The organism is Paraburkholderia lycopersici (assembly GCF_900096975.1).
Classification (GTDB): domain Bacteria; phylum Pseudomonadota; class Gammaproteobacteria; order Burkholderiales; family Burkholderiaceae; genus Paraburkholderia; species Paraburkholderia lycopersici.
Genome location: NZ_FMYQ01000051.1, coordinates 1 through 18,993 on the forward strand (window position 1 = coordinate 1; position 18,993 = coordinate 18,993).

Sequence of the window (18,993 nt, forward strand, 5' to 3'; positions counted from 1 at the left end):
CGAGCCCGGCGCTCGCGCACGTGATGCAGTCGGTGCGGGCGGGGGTGCCGCACTACGAGCTCGACCGCTACTTCGCACCGGACATCGCGGCGATCACGAAGCTCGTGCAGGACGGCGTGATCGCGGCGCACAGCCCGTTCGCGTTCGAGTCGGAGGCACGCTGAGGCGCCGCCGGCGCACAGGCCGACGCGATGAACGCACCCGCGTATCAGGGCATCAAGGACTTCATCCTCGCGCGCATCCACGCAGGCGAGTGGAGCGAGGGCGACCAGGTGCCTTCGGAAAACGAACTGGCGCGCGAGTTCAAGGTCGCGCGCATGACCGTGAACCGGGCGCTGCGCGAACTCACCGCGGAACAGGTGCTCACGCGGGTGCAGGGCGCGGGCACCTTCGTCGCGCGGCCCAAGTATGAGTCGACGCTCGTGGCGATCCGGAGCATCTCCGACGAAATCCTCGCGCGCGGGCACCGCTACCGCGCCGAGGTGCTCGAAATCGGCGTGCTTCCCGCCGACGAGCCTCTCGCCGTCGAAATGGGTCTCGCCGCCAACGACAAGGTGTTCAACTCGCGCGTGTTGCACTTCGAGAACGACGAGCCCGTGCAACTCGAGGAACGCTGGGTCAATCCCGCCATTGCGCCCGATTACGCCGGGCAGGACTTCACGCACATCACGCCGAACCAGTACCTCGTGCGTGTTGCGCCGCTGCAGGCCGTGGAGTACCGCATCGAGGCGCTCGCTCCCGAAGCGGACACGCGTGCGCGGCTCGCCATGGGCGAAGCCGAGCCTTGCCTCGTGCTGCATCGGCGCACGCGTTCGCGCGGGCTCGTGGCTTCGGTGGCGAATCTCTGGCATCCGGGCAGCCGCTACCGTTTCACTGGCCATTTCTAGCGCGCGGCCCGGTACGCCGCGGCTTCCTGCCCCTTCATCCGCCTTTTCCGCGTTTCCGCGCGCGTCGCCGCCTTTTCGGCATATGTCTTGCGTCCTCCTCGATCGGGCGCTCGGCGCGCGCCGATGGGGACGGAGCACAGCCAGACGGCGCGCCGCCCGCCGCAGCCCGTATCATTGGCAGGTGATGCGAACGAAGGAGGAGTTCCGCAATGGACGATGCCAACGCCACGCTCATGCCGGTGTGGAGGGCCAATCTGGCGCTGCTCACGCGCGAGGTCGGCTCCGCCACGCGGCTCGCGCGCATGATGACGTTTTCGGCGAGCTACATGAAGCTGATCGTGTCGGGGGAGCGCGATTTCAGCGCCGAGTTCGTGCGCGGCGTGGAGGCCGTCACGGGCTTGCCCGAAGGCTGGATGGACGTGGAGCACGACAGCGCCGACGTACCAGGCGAAACCCGCGAAGCGATCGCGAGCGAGACGCCGCGCGCCCGGTTTCGCGGCACCGCACATCCTGTGCGCAAGGCGCCCGTGCTGCGTGTCGAGCCGATCTTCGGCCAGGGCGCGAAGCGCGAGGAAACATCGTCCACGCCCTCGCCCGAGGTGCACCGGCGCCTTGCGGGCACGCGCAAGATCCGCGATCTCGCCGCGCAGGACGTGCGCAAGCTCGAACGCTACCTGAGCGTGCCGCCGGTCGAGCCTTCGGTGCTGCGTGCGCGCATCGAGGACGTGATTGCCTACGCCGATCCCGACGAGCGTGTGCGCGCCGATCTGGAAGGGCGGCTCGAACAGATCGAAAAGCATCGCGAACTGCTGCTGAGGCATGTCACGCGTCTTTATGCGCTGCTTTCGCGTCTCGGCGACGATTGAGGCGCCGCCCGAACACGCTTAGTGTTCCTGAACGCGCAGTTCCGCGAGTATCTGATCGGCGAGGAAGTCGCACGGCGGACGATTCGAACGCGCGCTGCGCGCCAGCACCACTTCCAGTTCGGGCAGCGTGGGCAGCCCGTGCTGGCGGCCTAGCGTGACGAAGGTTTCAGGTACGGCGCAGCGCGCGAGCGGCGCGATGGCGAGGCCCGCGGCCACCATGCTGCACAGGCCCATCAGGCTCGGACTTTCATACGAGGTGCGATAGGCGATCTTTGCGCGCTCCAGCGCCTGGATCGCATTCGTGTGCGCGACGCTGCCGCCGCCGAAGAGGGCGACCGGCAGCGGCCGCTCGCGCCAGATCTCGCGTCCGCTCGCCGCGCTCACGGCTGCGGGCGGCGCGGCCCACACCATCGGCTCGAAGCGGATGAACTCTCCGGCGAGGCCTCGCGTGCGCGTGACGCAGGCGAGGTCGATCTTGTTGTCCTTCAGGAGCGGCATGAGCGCGCTGCTCGGCAGCCCGATCACCTGAATTTCCACCTTCGGCCAGTTCGCCGAGAACTTGCGCAGCACCGGCGGCATGAGCGAGGAGGCGTAGTCGTCGGGCACGCCGATCGACACGCGCCCCGTCACCTCCGGGTGCGCGAGCGAAGCCCACGCCTCGTCGCGCAGCGCGAGCATGCGCCGCGCGTAGGCGATGAGCGTCTGGCCGTCGGGCGTGGGCGTGACGTTGCGCGGCGCGCGGATAAAGAGCGGCTTGCCGATGGATTCCTCGAGCGCGCGGATCTGCATGCTGAGCGCAGCCTGCGAGCGGTGCACGAGCGCGGCGCCGCGCACGAAGCTGCCGGCGTCGGCGACGGCCACCACCATGGCGAGCACGTCGAGGTCGAGGGTCTTCATCGGTATAAGAAAAATTGATTGAATGCTTCAATATAACGCGTTTTCCTGAATGCGGCGACGGCTCCGGTTCGCCGTTCCCCGATTATTTTTTGCGATCAGTTCGGCCGTGGCAGCGCTGCGAGGAGCCGGTTCCACCACGACGGCGGCAGTGACATGTCTACCGTTTCGTCGCCGCCGCCTGATCGAGCAGGCAACGCTCCGCGATGTAGCGGCCATGGGGGGAAGCTGATCTATGGCATTCCGTACCGTGTGGAATACGGTTGAACAGGCCCAAACAGACTGCGCGGATTGCCAATGGAGATGGGCGCGTTGATGTACGGTAAAACGATCGGAGACTTTTCGTAGGGGATATAAGGCGAGGTTGCCGCGATGGCATCGAGTGGCACGAGCCGAGCGCGGCCGTTAGATTCTCCGTCAACTTCGGCAAACTGAAACTGGAAAAGTTGGTGCATTTTATCGAGGTCGCTTGCGAAGATTTCCGTGGTGAAAAACATCACTTGCACACCTGTAAGGGCGCAGTTTTCCCTTCAAGATCACGTTCGGCGATCGAACGGCTTCTGTTATCAAATAGTTGTACTTTGCCTCCGCACGAGCGAACTTGAGTACCCAGTCAAGCTTGACTATGTTCATGTCGTACATGTCCGGCGGATAAGGTTTGCCATCCTGATTGATTTCCGCCTTTTCGGCGTCGCCGGTGGGTGAGTAGTTCACTCGACCGGCAAACCGACGATCCGTCAGTCTCGCCCCAATCGGCATCATTTTCTTGCGCATCGCGCCGGGGATTTCCTGAATGTCAAACGACGGCGCGGTCTTTTCAGGCTTCGCTGGCGTGGGCGTTTTGGGCGGCTTCGGAGGATCGGGGGTACTCAGCCACTTCTTGAGCGCGAGAAGGGGCGGCGCGCGTGCCGATGTGCTACAACGGCAGGACATAGCCCACGAACGCACCACTTCACGCGAGGATGCCGTGCAAGGTTTCGCCGTTTCACTGCAACGCGCGCTCGCGCAGCGCGAACGTGAAGGCCGCGCCGGGCGCGGCATCGCGTGCCGTTACGACGCGGCCTGGCTCGACGAGCAGGCCGCTGCAGCGAGCCTCGCGGCAGGCGCGAGGGGCGGGCAAGCCGCTTGCGCGCCCGCGTTGCGCCGCGCAAGCGGCGGTGCGCGTTCGAGCCGTCCATGACGCGAGGCAAGCGCACGCGGCGCGCCGCCCTGTGTCTCGTCTCGTGCCTTGCGGCGAGCTTTGCGCCCGCAGGCGCGACCGCCAACGCACAGGCCAGCGCACAGGCCAGCGCAAAGGCCAGCGCAAAGGCCAGCGCACAGGCCAGCGCAAAGGCCAGCGCAAAGGCCAGCGCAAAGGCCAGCGCAAAGGCCAGCGCACAGGCCAGCGCACAGGCCAACGCACAAGCGAGCGCGCGCAGCCCCGACAGCGCCGCCCGCGCCGACACCGCCGCGCAAGACGACGTCCCCCCCGCCACGCTCGAACGCGACGTGCATCTGTTCGTCGTGCAGCAGGACGGCTCGGTGGAAGAAGACGACGACACGGTGCTGCGCGCGAACACGACCGCGGGCGTGGACCAGATCGCCCAACGCTATGTCTGGTTCAATAAGGATATCGAAACGATCACGAAGCTCTCCGCCGAAACCATCGATCCGGACGGCACGACGCACGAGGTCGCCCCGGGCGGCATCCGCGACGTGCAGGAGCCGCGCTCGGCAGGCGCGCCCACGTTCGAGGACGGCGTGTTGCGCACGGTGATCTTTCCCGGCGTGCAGGTCGGCTCGCGCGTGCATCTGCATTTCGCGAAGCGCCGCGCCAGGGCGCTCGAAGCGGGCACGTTTTCGTACTTCGTGGAGCCAACCGGCGAGCCGGTCGAGTTCCAGCGTCTCATTTTCGATTTGCCCGCCGACATCCCGCTCCACGCCGACGCGCGCGGCTATACGGCACTCGCCCCGGTCACGGCGAACGGGCGCACCCGCTATGCGTTCGAATACGGCCACGGCCCGTATCCGCCGCTCGAAGCGGGCGCCGTGGCCTATGTGAACTGGGGCGACCGGCTCATGGTCTCGACGGTGCCCGACTTCGCCACGTTCGCGGCACGCTATCGCGAGGCCGCCGCCGATCCCACCGCGACCGATCCGGCAATCGCGGCGCTCGCGCATTCGCTCACGGCGGGCCTGAGCGACCCGCGCGAGAAGGCGCGACGGATCTACGACTGGATGCGCTTCAATATCCGCTACGTCGCGCTCTTTCTTGGCGAGACCGCGGCCGTGCCGCATCGCGCGATCGACATCCTGCACAACCGCTATGGCGACTGCAAGGACCACGTCGCGCTCTTCACCGCGCTGCTGGCGGCAGCGGGCATTCGCGCCGAGGGCGTGATGCTCGACCTCGGTCCCGTCTACGCGCTGCCGGACGTGCCGGGCTACGGCGTGCATGCGATCAACCATCTGATCGCGTGGCTGCCCGACCTCGGCGTCTATGCGGACACGTCCTCGGGCGGCTATGCGTTCGGCTACCTGCCGCCGGGCACGATGGACCGGCCCGTGCTGCTCGTCGACGATGGCGTGCTCTCGCGCACGCCCGCCGCTGAACGGCGCGAGCGCAGCGCGCGGCTTTTGCTAGACGTGGGCGCATCCGGCGACGCCGCCTACAGCTACTACGTCGAAGACGAGGGCGCGGGCGCGGAGCCGGAGCGCAACACGTTTCGCCGCGCAACGCATGCGGGCGCGCAGCAGCTCGCGGCGCAGCGCCTGCGGCTCACCGGGCTCGCCGGCACCGCGCGCGTGAGCACGAGCCCGACCACGGCGACGGAGGGCCCGTTTTCGGCGACGATGGAAGGCACGCTCGATCACGTGGTCTGGCGCGACGGCACGACCGCCATTGCCGCGATGAGCAGCTTCACGGGCGGCATCGCCACGCAGATCGACAGCTGGCTCGCGCAGCCGCGCCGCACGCAGCCCTGGGCGTGCATCGGCGGGGAGTTCGCGGAGAGTGCGCAGATCGTGTTACCCGCGTTCGCGCGTGTGACCGACGTGCCGCAGGACACGAGCGTGGACGACGCTTTTCTCTCGTACGCCGCGCATTACGTGTTCGATGCGGGCTCGCGCACGCTGCAGATCGAGCGGCGGCTTTCGGCGCATTTCGGCCATCAGATGTGCACGGCCGGCGAATTCGCGCAGATGCGCGACGCGCTCGTGCGCATCGAGCGCGACACGCATGCGCAGATCGTCGTGCGGGCGAAGGAACGCTGAGGCTCAGCCGCCGCGTGTCGTCACCGGCACCCACACGCCTTTTTTCACTTGCCAGAGCGTGGAGGCGCCGTTCTTGAGCGATCCGTCCGGTTCGAAGGCGATGCGGCCCGTCACGCCGTCGAAGGACAGCATCTTGAGGGCGCCGCGATACACGTCGGGTTTCGCCGATTTCGCGTTGACCATCGCGTGGATGGCAGCCCACGCGGCGTCGTAGCCGAACGGCGCGTAGGCGAGCACGTTGCTGCCGAAACGGCTCCTGTACGCCTGCTCGAAGCGCGGGCCATCGGGCAGTTGCGCGAGCGGGCGGCCGTACTCCCAGGCCATGGCGCCTTCGCCGGCCGCGCCCGCCGCCTGGATGAAGTCGGCGTTCGCCACGCCGCCGCCTGCCACGAACTGGGCGCGCATGCTGCGCTCCTTCATCTGCTTGACGAGCGCCGCGCCCTGGCGCGCGAGGCCACCGAAGTAGAGCAGGTCGGCGTCGGCGGCCTTGATCTTCGCGAGCTGCGGGCCGAAGTCGTCCGAGACGCTTTCCGCGAACTCGCGCGCGACCACGTTGCCGCCATGCTCGCGCACCGTGCGCTCGAACACGTCGGCCTCGCCCTGGCCGAAGGCGCTGCGGTCGTCGACGATGGCCACGCGTTTGGCCTTCATCACCTCCACGGCCCACGCGCCGGCCACGCCGGCGTTCTGCGCGTCGTTTGCAATCACCATGAACGTGTTGGCGAAGCCTTGCGACGTGATGACGGGATTGGTGGCGGCGGGGCTGATCATCGGAATGCCGGCGCTCTCGTAGACGCGCGAGGCCGGAATGGCCGTGCCCGAGTTGAAGTGGCCGACCACGGCGTTGACATTCTGGTTCGCCAGCGTTGCGGCGGCCTGCACGCCGAGGCGCGGGTCGCCGCGGTCGTCGATGGGCACGAGCTCGAAGTGCGCCGGCTGATCGCCGATTCTCAGGTTTTGCGCGTTCGCCTCGTCGAGCGCGAGCTGCGCGCCGTTTTCGAGGTCGCGGCCATAGTTCGCATAGTCGCCCGAGAGCGGCGAGACGAAGCCGACGCGCACGCTGAGCGGGCCGGCCGCCTGTGCGCTGCGGCTCACGCCAAGCGTGCCGAATGCGCCGAGCGCGAGCGCCGTTGCAAGCGTGCCGCACAGCGTGGTCAAGCGTGTGGCGGAAGCGTTGGCAACAGCGGTTCTGAGCGTGGCGGCGAGACTCATCGTGATTCCTTGCGGCGCGGCGTTCTTCTGTTTTCTGTTAATACGCCGCAGCGCGCGCCAGCCATGGCGGCGCACGCGGGCGTCTCGTTTTCGGGTCTTTCCGGGTGCGACTGCGCCTTGCCGGAGCTGGCGGCGCGCGCCGGCGGAGCACCTCGCCGGCTTCCCGCGACGCGCCGGCCGGGCTCGCGCGCCCTCGCGGGGAGGCGGCTCGCGAGCAATATATCAGGCGGATATGGCAGTGTCTCGCGCGGCGCGTGCGCGGCCGGAACTAGTGGGCCGACTGCATCGCGAACAGCGCGTCGCGCAGGCGCACGAGCGGCGCCATGGTGTCCGCGCTCGCCCAGCCTTCGAGGTCGTCGAGCGCGCGGTTGCAGCCGTCGAGCACCACGTCGAGATCGACGGGCACGCCGTTGGCGAGCGCGAAGCGGATCGTGGCTTCGAAGCGTTCGCATTCGTCGTTACCGTACGAGATGTCGAGCGTGTCGGCGATGGTCTGGGCAATGTCGCTGCGCTCGCGCTCGCTCTCGTCGACCATGTCGATGATGCCGCGCGCGACGTCGGGTGCATGGTAGAGCGCGATGTCGAGCCATACGGCGGCGTCGAAGCTGCTTTCGTGACTCTGCTCCTCGAAGTATTCGATGGCTTCCTGCTCGTGGGCTTCGCCGGCGTCTACGGCGAGGCAAAGCTGCTCGAAATACTCTTCCTGTTCGCTGCGGATTGAATCGGACATCGGTCATTCTCTAAAGACGGTGGGCGCGGCGAGCGCATCTGCGGCCGCCGCGAAGCATGCGGTCGGCATTATAGGCCGCGGAGGCGCGGGTCTTTAGTCGAGGGCCTGTTATTCGTGTGAACAGGCCCTATGGCGTTTCCACGGCCCAGGCGTCGAACCATTCGCGCGGCCGCGCGATCTGGTCCTGCGCCGCGACGATCTCCAGTTCGTAACGGCCCGCATCCCATGTCGCCTTCACGACCGCGTTGACCGCAGCGAGCGTGTGCTCGAACGCGCGGCGCAGCGAGTCGCCGAGCATCAGGCGCGCGACGAGCACGGCGCTCGTCACGTCGCCCACGCCCACGGGCTGGCGCGCGAACGGGTAGAGCGGGCGCTGGCCGAGCCACGCCTCGCGCTCGGTCACGATCAGCATGTTGAAGCGGTCGGCGGGGCTGTTGCGATCGAGCAGATGCTTCACGAGGATCAGCTTCGGGCCGCGGCGCAGCAGGTCGCGGCACGCGAGCACGGCTTCTTCGGCGGTCTCGATCTCGCGGCCCACGAGCCGCTGCAACTCGCTGTGATTGGGCATCATCGCGTCGGCGACCCCGGGCATGTTGCGCACGAGGAACTCCTGGATACCGGGCTCCACGTGGCAGCCGTTCCCGGCGTTGAGCGTGCCCATCACCGGGTCGCAGAAGTAGCGCGCGTGCGGATTGGCGGCCTTCACGGCGCGCACCACGTCGATCACGGCCTGGGCCTGCTCGGGCGCGCCGAGGTAGCCCGAGAGCACTGCATCGCAGCGCGGCAGCACGCCGATCGCGCCGATGCCTTCGACGAGATCCACGACTTCGCCCGAGCCGATCGCGGCGCCGGTCCAGTGGCCGTACTGCGTGTGATTCGAGAACTGCACGGTGTTGAGCGGCCAGACGTTCACGCCGAGGCGGCGCATGGGAAACACCGCGGCGCTGTTGCCGGCGTGACCGAACACGACATGGGACTGGATGCTCAAAACGTTTTTCATGGCCGGTCCAGAGTTTCGTTGTGGCTTGCGGCGCGCGTCGCATGGCGCGCCTTGCGCAGGTGCAGCAACGATAACCGAATTCGCCGCACCCGGTCGATGGAAGCGTGTCCGCCGTGTTGCGCGCACGCCGTGAACCCCGGCGCGCTGCGGTGCGATGGGTGCCCTGGGCGCCCTAGGCGGCGACGTTCTGGCCGGCCAGCTCGCGATAGAGCGTCATGTAGCGTTGCGCCGATGCCGCCCAGCCGAAGTCCTGCCGCATCGCGCGCGAGCGCGTTTCGCGCCAGTCGCGGCTGCGCGCGTAGAGCGCGAAGGCGCGGCGAATGGCTGCCGTTAGCGCGTCGGGTTCGAAGCGCTCGAACACGAAGCCGGTGGCGAGGCCGTCGGCGAGATTTTCAAGCGAGGCGTCGACGACGGTATCGGCGAGTCCGCCTACGCGATGCACGAGCGGCAGCGCCCCATAGGCGAGCGCGTAGAGCTGCGTGAGGCCGCACGGCTCGAAACGCGAAGGCACCATCATCACGTCGGCGCCCGCGACGATTTCGTGCGCGAGCGTCTCGTCAAAGCCGAGCTCGACGGCCACCGACTCCGGATGCTGGCGCGCGGCGCGTGCGTAGCCTTGCTCGAGGCTCGCGTCGCCGGTGCCGAGCACGACGAGCTGGCCGCCGCGCGCGACGATCTCGGGCAGCGCCGCGAGCAGCAGGTCGAGGCCCTTTTGCTCGGTGAGCCGGCTCACCACGCCGAACACGGGCGCGTCGTGCTTCTGCGCGAGCTTCAGACGTGCCTGAAGCGCCACCTTGCAGCGCAGCTTGCCGCTCTGGCGCGTGGCCGAGAAACGCGCGGCGATGGCCGCGTCGTTCGACGGATTCCACACGGCGTAATCCACGCCGTTGAGGATGCCGACGAGATCGTGCGCGCGGCCGCGCAGCAGCGCCTCCAGACCGCCGCCCTGGGCAACCGTCTGGATCTCGCGCGCGTATGTCGGGCTGACGGTGGTGATTTTGTCGGCGAAATAGAGACCGGCTTTCAGAAACGAAAGCTGGCCATAGAACTCGACGCCGTGCATGTCGAAGAAGTCGCGCGGCAGGCCGAGCTGGTCGAACTGCTGCGCGGGGAAGATGCCCTGGTAGGCGAGGTTGTGAATCGTGAAGATCGAGTGTGCGCCGCCGGGCGCCGCGCTCATGCCGCGCTCGCGCGCCGCCGCCCGCAGATAGGCCGGCGCGAGCCCCGCGTGCCAGTCGTGCGCCTGCACGATGGCGGGCGCCCAGCCGGGATCGAGATGCAGCGCGAGCTGCGCGCCCGTCCAGCCGAGCAGCGCGAAACGCCGCGCATTGTCGCCGTAGGGGACGTGTTCGGCGTCGAGATAAGGGTTGCCCGCGCGCGCGTAGAACGCGTCGGCGCGGATCATGTAGACGGCGAGTTCGCTGCCGGGCAGGCGTCCGAGTTCGAGCGTCGCCTCGGGCGCGCCGAAGGTGCGCGCAACGCGCGCGACGGGGCGCAGGTCAGCGAGGCCGGCCGCCACGGGCGCAAAGCCCGGCAGCAGAAGGCGCGCGTCGGCGCCTTGCTCGATCAGCGCGGCGGGCAGGGCGGCGGTGACGTCGGCGAGGCCGCCGGTCTTCAGGAGCGGATACAGCTCGCTCGCTACGTGCAGGACGCGGATGGTCATCGGGAGTCCTTCCTCTCGGTGCTCGGATTGTTTGACGGGGTCGGCGCGTCCTGAACCGGTCGGGCCCGGCGAGGCTAGCCCGGCAACGTCGCGAGCGCCTCGCGCGTGACCAGCACGACGCCGCTCTCGGTGCGATAGAAGCGCTCGCCGTCGCGCGCGGGGTCTTCGCCGATCACGGTGCCGTCGGGAATCTCGCAGCCGCGGTCCACCACGACCTTGCGCAGGCGGCAGCTCGTGCCCACCGTCACCTGCGGCAGCAAGACTGCCTCGGCAATGTTGCAGAACGACTGCACGACGACATTCGAGGACAGCACCGAGCGCGAGATCTGCGAACCGGAAATCACGCTGCCGCCGCACACGATCAGGTTGGTCCCCGAGCCCTGCAGGCCATTCAGGTCGCGCACGAACTTGGCGGGCGGCAACTGCTCCTGGTAGGTCCAGATCGGCCAGTCGCGGTCGTAGAGGTCGAGCGCCGGGATCGTCGAGGCGAGATCGAGGTTGGCGGACCAGTACGCGTCGACGGTGCCGACATCGCGCCAGTAGGGCTCGGCGCTCGGGTCGGACGACACGCAGGACATGCTGAACGGATGCGCGATCGCGTGGCCGTCGCTCACCACGCGCGGAATGATGTCCTTGCCGAAGTCGTGGTCGGTGGCCGAGCGCTCGATGTTCTGTTCCAGCAGATGGATCAGGTAGTGCATGTCGAACACGTAGATGCCCATGCTCGCGAGCGCGATGTCGGGGCGGCCGGGCATGGCGGGCGGGTCGTCGGGCTTCTCGACGAAACCGGTCACGCGGCGCGTCTCGTCCACGGCCATCACGCCGAACGCGCGCGCGTCCATGCGCGGCACCTCGATGCACCCCACCGTGCAGTCGGCGCCGCTCGCCGCGTGGTCGGCGATCATGCGCGTGTAGTCCATCTTGTAGATGTGGTCGCCGGCCAGCACGACCACGTACTTCGGCCTGATCGAGCGGATGATGTCGATGTTCTGGTAGACGGCGTCGGCCGTGCCGCGATACCAGTGCGCGCCTTCCACGCGCTGCTGCGCGGGCCACAGGTCGAGGAACTCGTTGAACTCGCCGCGCAGGAAGCCCCAGCCGCGCTGCAGGTGGCGCAACAGCGAATGCGCCTTGTACTGCGTGACGACGGCAATGCGGCGGATGCCCGAATTCAGGCAGTTGGAGAGCGCGAAGTCGATGATGCGGTACTTGCCGCCGAAGTACACGGCCGGCTTCACGCGCTTGTTGGTGAGGGGCCCGAGGCGCGTGCCGCGGCCGCCCGCGAGCACGATGGCGAGCGTGGTGCGCTGCAGATCGTTGAGGCTTGCCGGAGTTTCCATGATCGTCTCCTTGTTGTGCCCCCGGTGTCCGCCGCAGGCCGCCTTGTCCTGCGGCGCCCGCGCGGGTTCTTCGCTCGCGTGCCCGCCGCGTCCCGAATGCGGCGAGCGCGCCGCTCGCCGGCTGCGTGCCGCAATATGCGTCGCAACAAGCACGGCTCGCGTCGCGGACGTCTTGCGCGTCCTGCTCTGACTGTTCTAGCACCGAATGCGCCGCAGCGCGAATCGGCTGCGCGGTGGTCTGGGCATGCGCGCCTCGTTAGCGCGAGGCGTTTGCATGGCGGTCATAAGGTGCCCAGAGGCGCACAGAAGGCGCACAGAAGGCGCACAGAAGGCGCACAGAAGGCGCACAGAAGGCGCAAGCAGCGTGCCGCCCTTGCACGCCGGAGCCGCGAACCGGCAAGCGCGGAGCAGGGCCGCTAGAATCGCTGGCTACGCCGCGCGCAATCGCGTCGCCCGATTGATTTGCCGTCCTGTCTCCAGCCGATGATAACCATCCTGAACCGCACGCGCGCCGCTTTCACCTACCTCGCCGTCGCGCTGGGCGCGGCCGCGCTCTGCCACGCCGCCTTCGCCGCCGATCCCGGCGCGAGCGAGGCTGCGGCGCCCGCGCTCCTTGCCGTGCCATCGGCAGATGCAGATGGCGCTGCCGACGCCTCCGACGGCCCCGCCTACGGTCCCGAACTGCAGGGCTTCGACTATCCGCATCCGGTGCACGACTTCGCATTCGTTTCGCAGGGGCAGACGCTGCACATGGCCTACATGGACGTGCAGCCCGGGAAACCGAACGGACGCACCGTCGTGCTGCTGCACGGCAAGAACTTCTGCTCGGCGACGTGGGACGCCACCATCCGCGAACTGTCCGCCGCGGGCTACCGCGTGATCGCGCCGGACCAGATCGGCTTTTGCAAGTCGAGCAAGCCCGCGGCCTACCAGTTCAGCTTCCAGCAGCTCGCGCGCAACACCCACGCGCTGCTCGCGGCGCTCGGCGTGCACGACGCGACGATCGTCGGCCATTCGACGGGGGGCATGCTGGCGGTGCGCTATGCGCTCATGTATCCGCAGGAGACCGGGCAGCTCGTGCTCGTGAACCCGATCGGCCTCGAAGACTGGAAAGCGAAGGGCGTGCCCTCGATCTCCGTGGAGGACTGGTACGCGCGCGAGCTGAAGACGAGCGCCGCCGGCATTCGCCGCTACGAGCAGGCCACGTATTACGCGGGCCAGTGGCGCCCGGCCTACGAGCCGTGGGTGCAGATGCTGGCGGGCATGTATCGCGGGCCGGGCAAGGCGCAGGTGGCGTGGGATTCGGCGCTGCTCTACGACATGATCTATACGCAGCCGGTTTGTTATGAGCTTGGGCAGGTGAGCATGCCGACGCTGCTGCTGATCGGCCAGAAGGACAGCACCGCGATCGGTAAGGATGCCGCCCCCGCCGAGGTGCAGGCGAAGATCGGCCATTACCCGGAACTCGGCAAGGCGGCCGCGAAAGCGATTCCGAACGCGACGCTGGTTGAATTCCCGGCGCTCGGCCACGCGCCGCAGATTCAGGATCCGCAGGCGTTTCATAAAGCGCTGTTGGACTGGCTGGCGGCTGCGCCGGCGAATCGCTGAGCGGTCAAACGGTTCGTTTTCCCGGCGCCGCTCGCCTGCGCCGTTGGCCGCCGGGCGAAACTGCCTCGGTGCGCGTTGCTGTTCTTCGCGAATTTCCGCGCAGACCGCACGGACAAGGCTGCGGTTCGGCCATGAAGGGCCGAACGGCGGAAGGGGCACGTGCCGGGACCGTCATTCGGACATTCAGACGCCGGTTCTGTTTCGCAATCCGCCGCTCGCATACCGCTCAGCGACGGGCCGGGCGGTGGCCCGGCCCCGGCGCGGCGAATGCCAGCAAAAAAGCCCGTCTTGTCAGACGGGCAAGAAAACTCACCTGGTCAACGAGTGAGGGATAGGTCGGCGCATGGCCGTCGCGTCGGACAACAACGAAGCGATGTGTCCGACCCTGCGGCAACCCTCGACCTGCCCCTCACCGCGCCCGGGGAAACATGAGTCGCCTCGGAAACGAAACGGCGGCCTTCGTTCGAACCGCGGCCGCCGTTGAATTCGCGATGCGTCGACGCGAGCTTAGAAGCGCGTCAGCATGCCGACGGCGCCCATGACCTGGTTGCCCGTCGACGATGCGCCGCCAGCGTTGTACATGACCGCGACGTTCTTGTTGCCCGTTGCGTGCTGGTACATCGCTTCGGCGTACAGCTCCGTGCGCTTGGACAGCGAGTAACGCGTAATCGCGTTCACCTGATTCCACTTCGGATCAACGCCGTACGACGTTGCGCCGTTCAGATGCGCGTCGGTGTACGTGTACGAGATGCCTGCCTTGAGCGCGGGCGTGAAGTTGTACATGCCATTGACTTCGTAGTTGTCGAAGCGCACCGAGCCGTTACTCAGGCCGAATGCGCTCGTGTCCTGGTACTGGCTGTGCGAATAGACGAAGCCCACGACCGCGGGACCGAACGCGTAGTTCAGGCCGGCGGCGACCGTGCGTTGCACGTCGGACGTGAGGTTGCCCTTGACTTCCGTCTGGTCGACCGCGCCGCCCGTGTTCGTGAACGCGCTGCCCGTCTTCGCGCCCGAGCCGTTCGTCTGGAGGTAGCCCGCGGCGGCCGTCAGGGGGCCGTAGGTGTAGCTTGCCGCCGCACTGTAGGCGCGGCTCACGGCGAATTCGTTGCTGTTGCTGAACGCGTACATGCCGCCGAACTTGAAGCCGGCGTAGTTCTGGCTCGTGTACTTGACCGAGTTGTTGAAGCGAACGCTGTGCTGAAGGTTGTCGTTGTCGTACGGGTGCGCGAAGCCCGAGTCGCCGAACGGGCCGGACGTGGCCGACAGCGGTGCGACGAAGTCGACGACGTCGTCGTACTGGCGACCCATCGTGAGCGTGCCGAAGGCATTGCTGCTCAGACCGACATACGCCTGACGGCCGAACATGCGTCCGCCCTGACCCAGCTGGCCGTTGTTGACGCTGAAGCCGTTTTCGAGCACGAAGATGGCCTTCAGACCGCCACCGAGGTCTTCGGCGCCACGCAGGCCGAACCGGCTGCCGCTGATGTTGCCGCTCGCGAGGGCGACGCGGCCGCTCCCGCCCACGTTATTCGTGTAGGCGATGCCGGCGTCGATGAGGCCGTACAGGGTGACCGAGCTTTGAGCATGGGCGGAAGCCGCTGCGAATGCGGTGACGCATGCGACGGCGATCGAGATTTTTTTCACTGTGAGACTCCAGTTCTATGGGAACGCTGGGTTGAGACGCCGGCGAGTATAGAAAAGGGCTTACGGAAAAGTGCATCCGAGGCTCTGCAAAGACTTTTCCAGAATCTGGAGAAATCAATTCACAAAAATGAAACAAATCCCTGGCGGCCCGATAGGGTCATGCTCGAGCAGATGGCGCCCGAACGGCGAACCGCGGATCGATCCCGCCATGAGTCGCATTTCCACAACAGCGGTGATCCGCCTCCAATGGCCGCCGGCGATCCACGAGCTCGGCCAGTTGCGGACGCCCGGTGTCGCGGCTCCTCTCGGCGACGAGGAAGCCACCGCCATCGGCAAGAAGCCTGCACTCTGCCCGAGGTGCGCGCGCAACCCGGCCCGGTTCGGCCAGCAGCCGGTGCTGGCGAAGGCCGCACAGCGCGATTGCGCATGCAACGCCCGTCGAGTTCGCCGGTCCCGGCCATGTCCGGGCCACGTGCCGTGGAGGGGCGGCGCCACATGATACGGTACGGCGCCACATGTGTTTCATGCGGCGCCGCTCAGGGGCCGACACATGAGCGTGTCGCATTGAGCGCATATTGGCAAGCGGGTGCAGGCGCAATGCGGCTGCATCGGCGGGCTGATCTGCGGCTAATCGGCCGGCTGACCGTCCGGCTTACCGCCCGGCGGCGACTTGCCCCAGCTCGTCGCGCGCCTGCGCCGTCATCTCGAAGGAGCGCAGGCGTGCCGCGTGGTCGTAGATCTGCGCGGTGACGATGAGCTCGTCCGCGGCGGTTTGCTCGATGACCGAGGCGAGGCCCGCGCGCACGGTCTCGCGATCGCCCACCACGGAGCACGCGAGCGAGTGCGCGACGCCCGCCATCTCGAGCTCGTTCGCCGCGAGTTGCTCGACCGGCGGCGGCAACTGACCCGGCGTGCCGCGGCGCAGGTTCACGAACTGTTGCTGCAGCGACGTGAAGAGAAAACGCGCTTCTTCGTTCGTGGGGGCGGCGAACACGTTGACGCCCACCATCGCGTGCGGCTTGGCTAGCACCGCGGACGGACGAAACTGCGTGCGATAAAGGCGCAGCGCGGTGAGCAGGTGGTCGGGCGCGAAGTGCGAAGCGAACGCGAACGGCAGGCCCATCGCGGCCGCGAGCTGCGCGCCGTAAAGGCTCGACCCGAGGATATAAAGCGGCACGTTCAGGCCCGCGCCCGGCACGGCGCGCACGCGCTGGCCTTCCACGGGCGCGGCGAAATAGCGCTGCAGTTCGGCCACGTCGTCGGGGAAGCTGTCGGCGCTGGCTTGCAGGTCGCGGCGCAGCGCACGCGCCGTGGTCTGGTCGGTGCCGGGCGCGCGCCCGAGGCCGAGATCGATGCGGCCGGGGTAGAGCGCCTCGAGCGTACCGAATTGCTCGGCGATCACGAGCGGGGCGTGGTTCGGCAGCATGATGCCGCCCGAGCCCACGCGGATGCTTTGGGTGCCGCCCGCCACGAAGCCGATCACCACTGCGGTCGCCGCACTGGCGATCCCCGTCATGTTGTGATGTTCCGCAAGCCAGTAGCGCCGGTAGCCCCAGCGTTCGGCGTGCCGGGCGAGATCGAGCGTATTGCGCAGCGCGGCGCCGGCATGAGAGCCGGCGGGGATGGGCGAGAGGTCGAGTACGGAAAAGGGGATCATGGCGTGGCGTGTGGCGTGTTGGACAAGCCGCGACACGCGTGCGGCGCGCCGGCATCGGCCCGCAAGGCTGTCGCAAGGTGCGGCCATTGTGCCAAAGCGCCTTCGTTCCTGCTGGGGGCCTTCGCGAACCCATGCAGTCGGCGTGGGTTCCGTTACGGCTGATGCGACGGGAAAGCGATTTGAACATTAGCGAGAATTATTATTATTTAATTTCCCGGCGCTGGATTAATTCAACTACGTTAATAACCTATTTCTATTGGCTTACCGAATTTAGTCGGGCCGGAAAAACTCTGGAAGCTAGCCGTTTAACAGGTGAAATAGTTACGGTTTTGCAGATTCGGCAACGCATTTTCCTGTCGGTGTCGGAAGCGGCTGACAGATCTTGCTGCTACAATTTTCCGCTTGAATCGGGGAGCGACCAGGTTCAGCGTGCTGTGCGATCGCGCGCGTTTTACGCGATCACGCTTCTTCAATTTGCGTTGCATCATGCAAATCGCCGTCAATACGGCGGTATCCAGCCGCGAATTCGCGATGTGGCTACGATGCGCGTTTTTATTTTTTGAATTGTCAGGGCAGTGACATGGTAAGTGGCGAGATGCTGGATTCGGCCGGCGCAACGTGGGCGCTTTGCGTCATGCGCACAGCCGGGGGCAATCGCAGCCGGGCCAGTTTGCTGAACAGCAACAAGTGTGCGAAGCAGGGTAACGGCCGTAAAGGCGGCCTCGCCCACACGATGACCTTGCAAGGCGGCGTGGCATGACAGGGCCGTTCGTTTCCGTCATGCCTGCGATCGTCTGGAGCGTGATTGCGCTATGTGGGGCCGCAACGTTCTACGGCCTCGTCGCGGCGCTCACAATGCCGCGCCTCGGCTCGGCTTCGCTCGTGCGGGAGGCCGCGCGCCGCGCCCGCCGTGCGCGGGCGCAGCCGGTCAGCGTGCTCAAACCCCTGTGCGGCGCCGAGCCGCGTCTCTACGAAAATCTCGCCACGTTCTGCGAGCAGCGGCATCCGCGCTTTCAGTTGCTGTTTGGCGTTTCGTCGCCGCAGGATCCCGCCATTGCCGTGGTGCGGCGCCTGCAGGCCGCGTATCCGGGCCATGACATCGAGCTCGTGGTCGACCCGCGCGTGCACGGCAGCAACCTCAAGGTGAGCAACCTCATCAATCTCGTCGCGCGCGCGCGTTACGACGCGATCGTCGTCGCCGATAGCGATATCGCCGTCGAGCCCGACTATCTCGAGGTCGTCACCGCGGCGCTCGCCGATCCCGACGTGGGTGTCGTGACCTGCTTGTATAGCGCGCGCAGCATCGGCGGCTTCTGGCCGCGCGTGGGCGCGCTTTTCATCAACGAGTGGTTCGCGCCCTCGGTGCGGGTCGCGCATTCCACGGGCTCGCGCGCCTTCGGCTTTGGCGCGACGCTCGCGCTTTCGCGTGCGACACTCGAGCGCATTGGCGGTTTTGCCGCGCTCAAGGACTGCCTCGCCGACGACTACCTGCTCGCCCGCTACGCGCGCGATCACGGCCTCGCCACGGTGCTCGCGCCCGTGGTCGTCGCCACGGACGTGATCGAGCCCACTTTCGGCGCGCTCTGGCTGCGCGAAACGCGCTGGCTGCGTACGATCCGCTCGGTGAATCCCGCGGGTTTCGCTTCGCTTTTCATCACGTTTCCGACGCCTTGGCTCGTTTTGGGCGCGCTGTCCTACGCTCTGGTCGCGGCGGGGGCCGGCAGCGGCGCCTGCGCCGCCACGCGCGCCGCGCTGGCCGCGCTCGCCACGGCCACGGCGGGCGGTATCATTGCGCGTTTGATACTGCATGTGCGCGCGAGCGGAAGCTGGCGCGCGTTCTGGCGCGATTTGCCGCTGGTGCCGCTGCGCGACGTGCTGCTGGCTCTTCAGTGGCTCGCCGCCGCGTTCGGCTCGCACGTGATCTGGCGCGGCGTGCGCGTGAGCGTCGCCAACCCGGAGTCCGAAGCGCCTCCCGCCATGACCGGCTCCGCCAACGCGCGCCGGCCGGTCGTCGAGGGGTCGGACGGCCGCTGAGCGCGTTCACCGCGCGCGTTCGCGGGATGCACCAGTTTGCGCCGACTATTTCTATTGAATGTCACATCAATCATCACCCGACAGATACAGGGTACCCGGAGCATTCCTCTCATGAAAACGCTGTTTCTGCAGGCTCCGTCGTATGACGGCTTCGACGGTGGCGCGGGCTCGCGCTACCAGGCAAAGCGCGAGATCCGCTCGTTCTG

General features: G+C 67.3%; 16 protein-coding genes and 1 pseudogene. 8 read left to right on the forward strand and 9 right to left on the reverse strand.

Features of this window, described 5'->3' with window-relative positions:
• The 3 genes and pseudogenes from BLU17_RS34140 to BLU17_RS31290 form a co-directional block, all read left to right on the forward strand.
• Positions 1-164: pseudogene (locus BLU17_RS34140) on the forward strand (histidine ammonia-lyase); the annotation flags it as partial.
• Between the two features lie 27 nt (positions 165-191).
• On the forward strand, positions 192-887 hold the full coding sequence (gene hutC, locus BLU17_RS31285) for a histidine utilization transcriptional repressor HutC (RefSeq protein ID WP_092006381.1): 696 nt from the start codon (positions 192-194) through the stop codon (positions 885-887).
• Between the two features lie 209 nt (positions 888-1,096).
• Positions 1,097-1,753: a hypothetical protein gene (locus BLU17_RS31290; protein WP_092006384.1), complete on the forward strand. Its 657-nt coding sequence runs from the start codon at positions 1,097-1,099 to the stop codon at positions 1,751-1,753.
• 18 nt (positions 1,754-1,771) lie between these two features.
• Here the strand turns inward: BLU17_RS31290 and BLU17_RS31295 are convergent, their stop codons facing one another.
• Both BLU17_RS31295 and BLU17_RS32855 read right to left on the reverse strand, forming a co-directional pair.
• Positions 1,772-2,650, reverse strand: coding sequence for a LysR substrate-binding domain-containing protein (locus BLU17_RS31295; RefSeq protein ID WP_092006387.1), 879 nt, complete (start codon positions 2,648-2,650; stop codon positions 1,772-1,774).
• Positions 2,651-3,103: 453 nt separating this feature from the next.
• On the reverse strand, positions 3,104-3,688 hold the full coding sequence (locus tag BLU17_RS32855; protein WP_342713892.1) for a DUF6402 family protein: 585 nt from the start codon (positions 3,686-3,688) through the stop codon (positions 3,104-3,106).
• On the opposite strand from BLU17_RS32855, the gene BLU17_RS31305 reads away from it, so the two are divergent.
• The gene (locus BLU17_RS31305) at positions 3,615-3,827 is read left to right on the forward strand and encodes a hypothetical protein (protein WP_092006393.1); all 213 of its coding nucleotides are present in this window, start codon (positions 3,615-3,617) and stop codon (positions 3,825-3,827) included. The genes BLU17_RS32855 and BLU17_RS31305 overlap by 74 nt on opposite strands.
• A complete protein-coding gene (locus BLU17_RS31310; RefSeq protein ID WP_092006396.1) occupies positions 3,824-5,899 on the forward strand; it encodes a DUF3857 domain-containing transglutaminase family protein in 2,076 nt (691 codons plus the stop codon). The genes BLU17_RS31305 and BLU17_RS31310 overlap by 4 nt, the downstream gene beginning before the upstream one ends.
• A gap of 3 nt (positions 5,900-5,902) precedes the next feature.
• Here the strand turns inward: BLU17_RS31310 and BLU17_RS31315 are convergent, their stop codons facing one another.
• The 5 genes from BLU17_RS31315 to glgC all read right to left on the reverse strand — a co-directional run bounded on the left by BLU17_RS31315 (position 5,903) and on the right by glgC (position 11,844).
• Positions 5,903-7,111, reverse strand: a complete 1,209-nt coding sequence (locus BLU17_RS31315; RefSeq protein WP_092006399.1) for a branched-chain amino acid ABC transporter substrate-binding protein — start codon at positions 7,109-7,111, stop codon at positions 5,903-5,905.
• 268 nt (positions 7,112-7,379) lie between these two features.
• Positions 7,380-7,841: a hypothetical protein gene (locus BLU17_RS31320; RefSeq protein ID WP_092006402.1), complete on the reverse strand. Its 462-nt coding sequence runs from the start codon at positions 7,839-7,841 to the stop codon at positions 7,380-7,382.
• Between the two features lie 127 nt (positions 7,842-7,968).
• Positions 7,969-8,841 carry a pyridoxal kinase PdxY gene (gene pdxY / locus BLU17_RS31325; RefSeq protein ID WP_092006404.1) on the reverse strand — a complete coding sequence of 291 codons (873 nt, stop codon included), beginning with the start codon at positions 8,839-8,841 and terminating at the stop codon, positions 7,969-7,971.
• A 172-nt stretch (positions 8,842-9,013) separates the two neighbouring features.
• Positions 9,014-10,504 (reverse strand): glycogen synthase GlgA, encoded by a 1,491-nt coding sequence (gene glgA / locus BLU17_RS31330; protein WP_092006408.1) that lies wholly within the window; start codon positions 10,502-10,504, stop codon positions 9,014-9,016.
• A gap of 74 nt (positions 10,505-10,578) precedes the next feature.
• Positions 10,579-11,844: a glucose-1-phosphate adenylyltransferase gene (gene glgC / locus BLU17_RS31335; RefSeq protein ID WP_092006411.1), complete on the reverse strand. Its 1,266-nt coding sequence runs from the start codon at positions 11,842-11,844 to the stop codon at positions 10,579-10,581.
• Positions 11,845-12,327: 483 nt separating this feature from the next.
• On the opposite strand from glgC, the gene BLU17_RS31340 reads away from it, so the two are divergent.
• Positions 12,328-13,452: an alpha/beta fold hydrolase gene (locus BLU17_RS31340; RefSeq protein WP_092006414.1), complete on the forward strand. Its 1,125-nt coding sequence runs from the start codon at positions 12,328-12,330 to the stop codon at positions 13,450-13,452.
• Positions 13,453-13,959: 507 nt separating this feature from the next.
• Here the strand turns inward: BLU17_RS31340 and BLU17_RS31345 are convergent.
• Positions 13,960-15,096: a porin gene (locus BLU17_RS31345; protein ID WP_092006417.1), complete on the reverse strand. Its 1,137-nt coding sequence runs from the start codon at positions 15,094-15,096 to the stop codon at positions 13,960-13,962.
• 652 nt (positions 15,097-15,748) lie between these two features.
• Entirely contained in the window at positions 15,749-16,753 is a 1,005-nt protein-coding gene (locus BLU17_RS31350) for an LLM class flavin-dependent oxidoreductase (protein WP_092006420.1), read from the reverse strand.
• Between the two features lie 179 nt (positions 16,754-16,932).
• On the opposite strand from BLU17_RS31350, the gene BLU17_RS32860 reads away from it, so the two are divergent.
• Positions 16,933-17,316, forward strand: a complete 384-nt coding sequence (locus BLU17_RS32860) for a hypothetical protein (RefSeq protein WP_143189393.1) — start codon at positions 16,933-16,935, stop codon at positions 17,314-17,316.
• A gap of 193 nt (positions 17,317-17,509) precedes the next feature.
• Entirely contained in the window at positions 17,510-18,787 is a 1,278-nt protein-coding gene (hpnI, locus tag BLU17_RS31355) for a bacteriohopanetetrol glucosamine biosynthesis glycosyltransferase HpnI (RefSeq protein ID WP_176929260.1), read from the forward strand.
• Positions 18,788-18,993 lie beyond the last annotated feature (206 nt).

Bases quoted from the DNA above. Each gene is read 5' to 3' on its own strand.
- hpnI (WP_176929260.1), top strand. From the start codon at position 17,510: ATGACAGGGCCGTTCGTTTCCGTCATGCCTGCGATCGTCTGGAGCGTG.
- BLU17_RS31350 (WP_092006420.1), bottom strand. From the start codon at position 16,753: ATGATCCCCTTTTCCGTACTCGACCTCTCGCCCATCCCCGCCGGCTCT.
- BLU17_RS31340 (WP_092006414.1), top strand. From the start codon at position 12,328: ATGATAACCATCCTGAACCGCACGCGCGCCGCTTTCACCTACCTCGCC.
- glgA (WP_092006408.1), bottom strand. From the start codon at position 10,504: ATGACCATCCGCGTCCTGCACGTAGCGAGCGAGCTGTATCCGCTCCTG.
- BLU17_RS31320 (WP_092006402.1), bottom strand. From the start codon at position 7,841: ATGTCCGATTCAATCCGCAGCGAACAGGAAGAGTATTTCGAGCAGCTT.
- hutC (WP_092006381.1), top strand. From the start codon at position 192: ATGAACGCACCCGCGTATCAGGGCATCAAGGACTTCATCCTCGCGCGC.
- BLU17_RS31295 (WP_092006387.1), bottom strand. From the start codon at position 2,650: ATGAAGACCCTCGACCTCGACGTGCTCGCCATGGTGGTGGCCGTCGCC.
- BLU17_RS31315 (WP_092006399.1), bottom strand. From the start codon at position 7,111: ATGAGTCTCGCCGCCACGCTCAGAACCGCTGTTGCCAACGCTTCCGCC.
- pdxY (WP_092006404.1), bottom strand. From the start codon at position 8,841: ATGAAAAACGTTTTGAGCATCCAGTCCCATGTCGTGTTCGGTCACGCC.
- glgC (WP_092006411.1), bottom strand. From the start codon at position 11,844: ATGGAAACTCCGGCAAGCCTCAACGATCTGCAGCGCACCACGCTCGCC.
- BLU17_RS32855 (WP_342713892.1), bottom strand. From the start codon at position 3,688: ATGCCGCGCCCGGCGCGGCCTTCACGTTCGCGCTGCGCGAGCGCGCGT.
- BLU17_RS31310 (WP_092006396.1), top strand. From the start codon at position 3,824: ATGACGCGAGGCAAGCGCACGCGGCGCGCCGCCCTGTGTCTCGTCTCG.
- BLU17_RS31290 (WP_092006384.1), top strand. From the start codon at position 1,097: ATGGACGATGCCAACGCCACGCTCATGCCGGTGTGGAGGGCCAATCTG.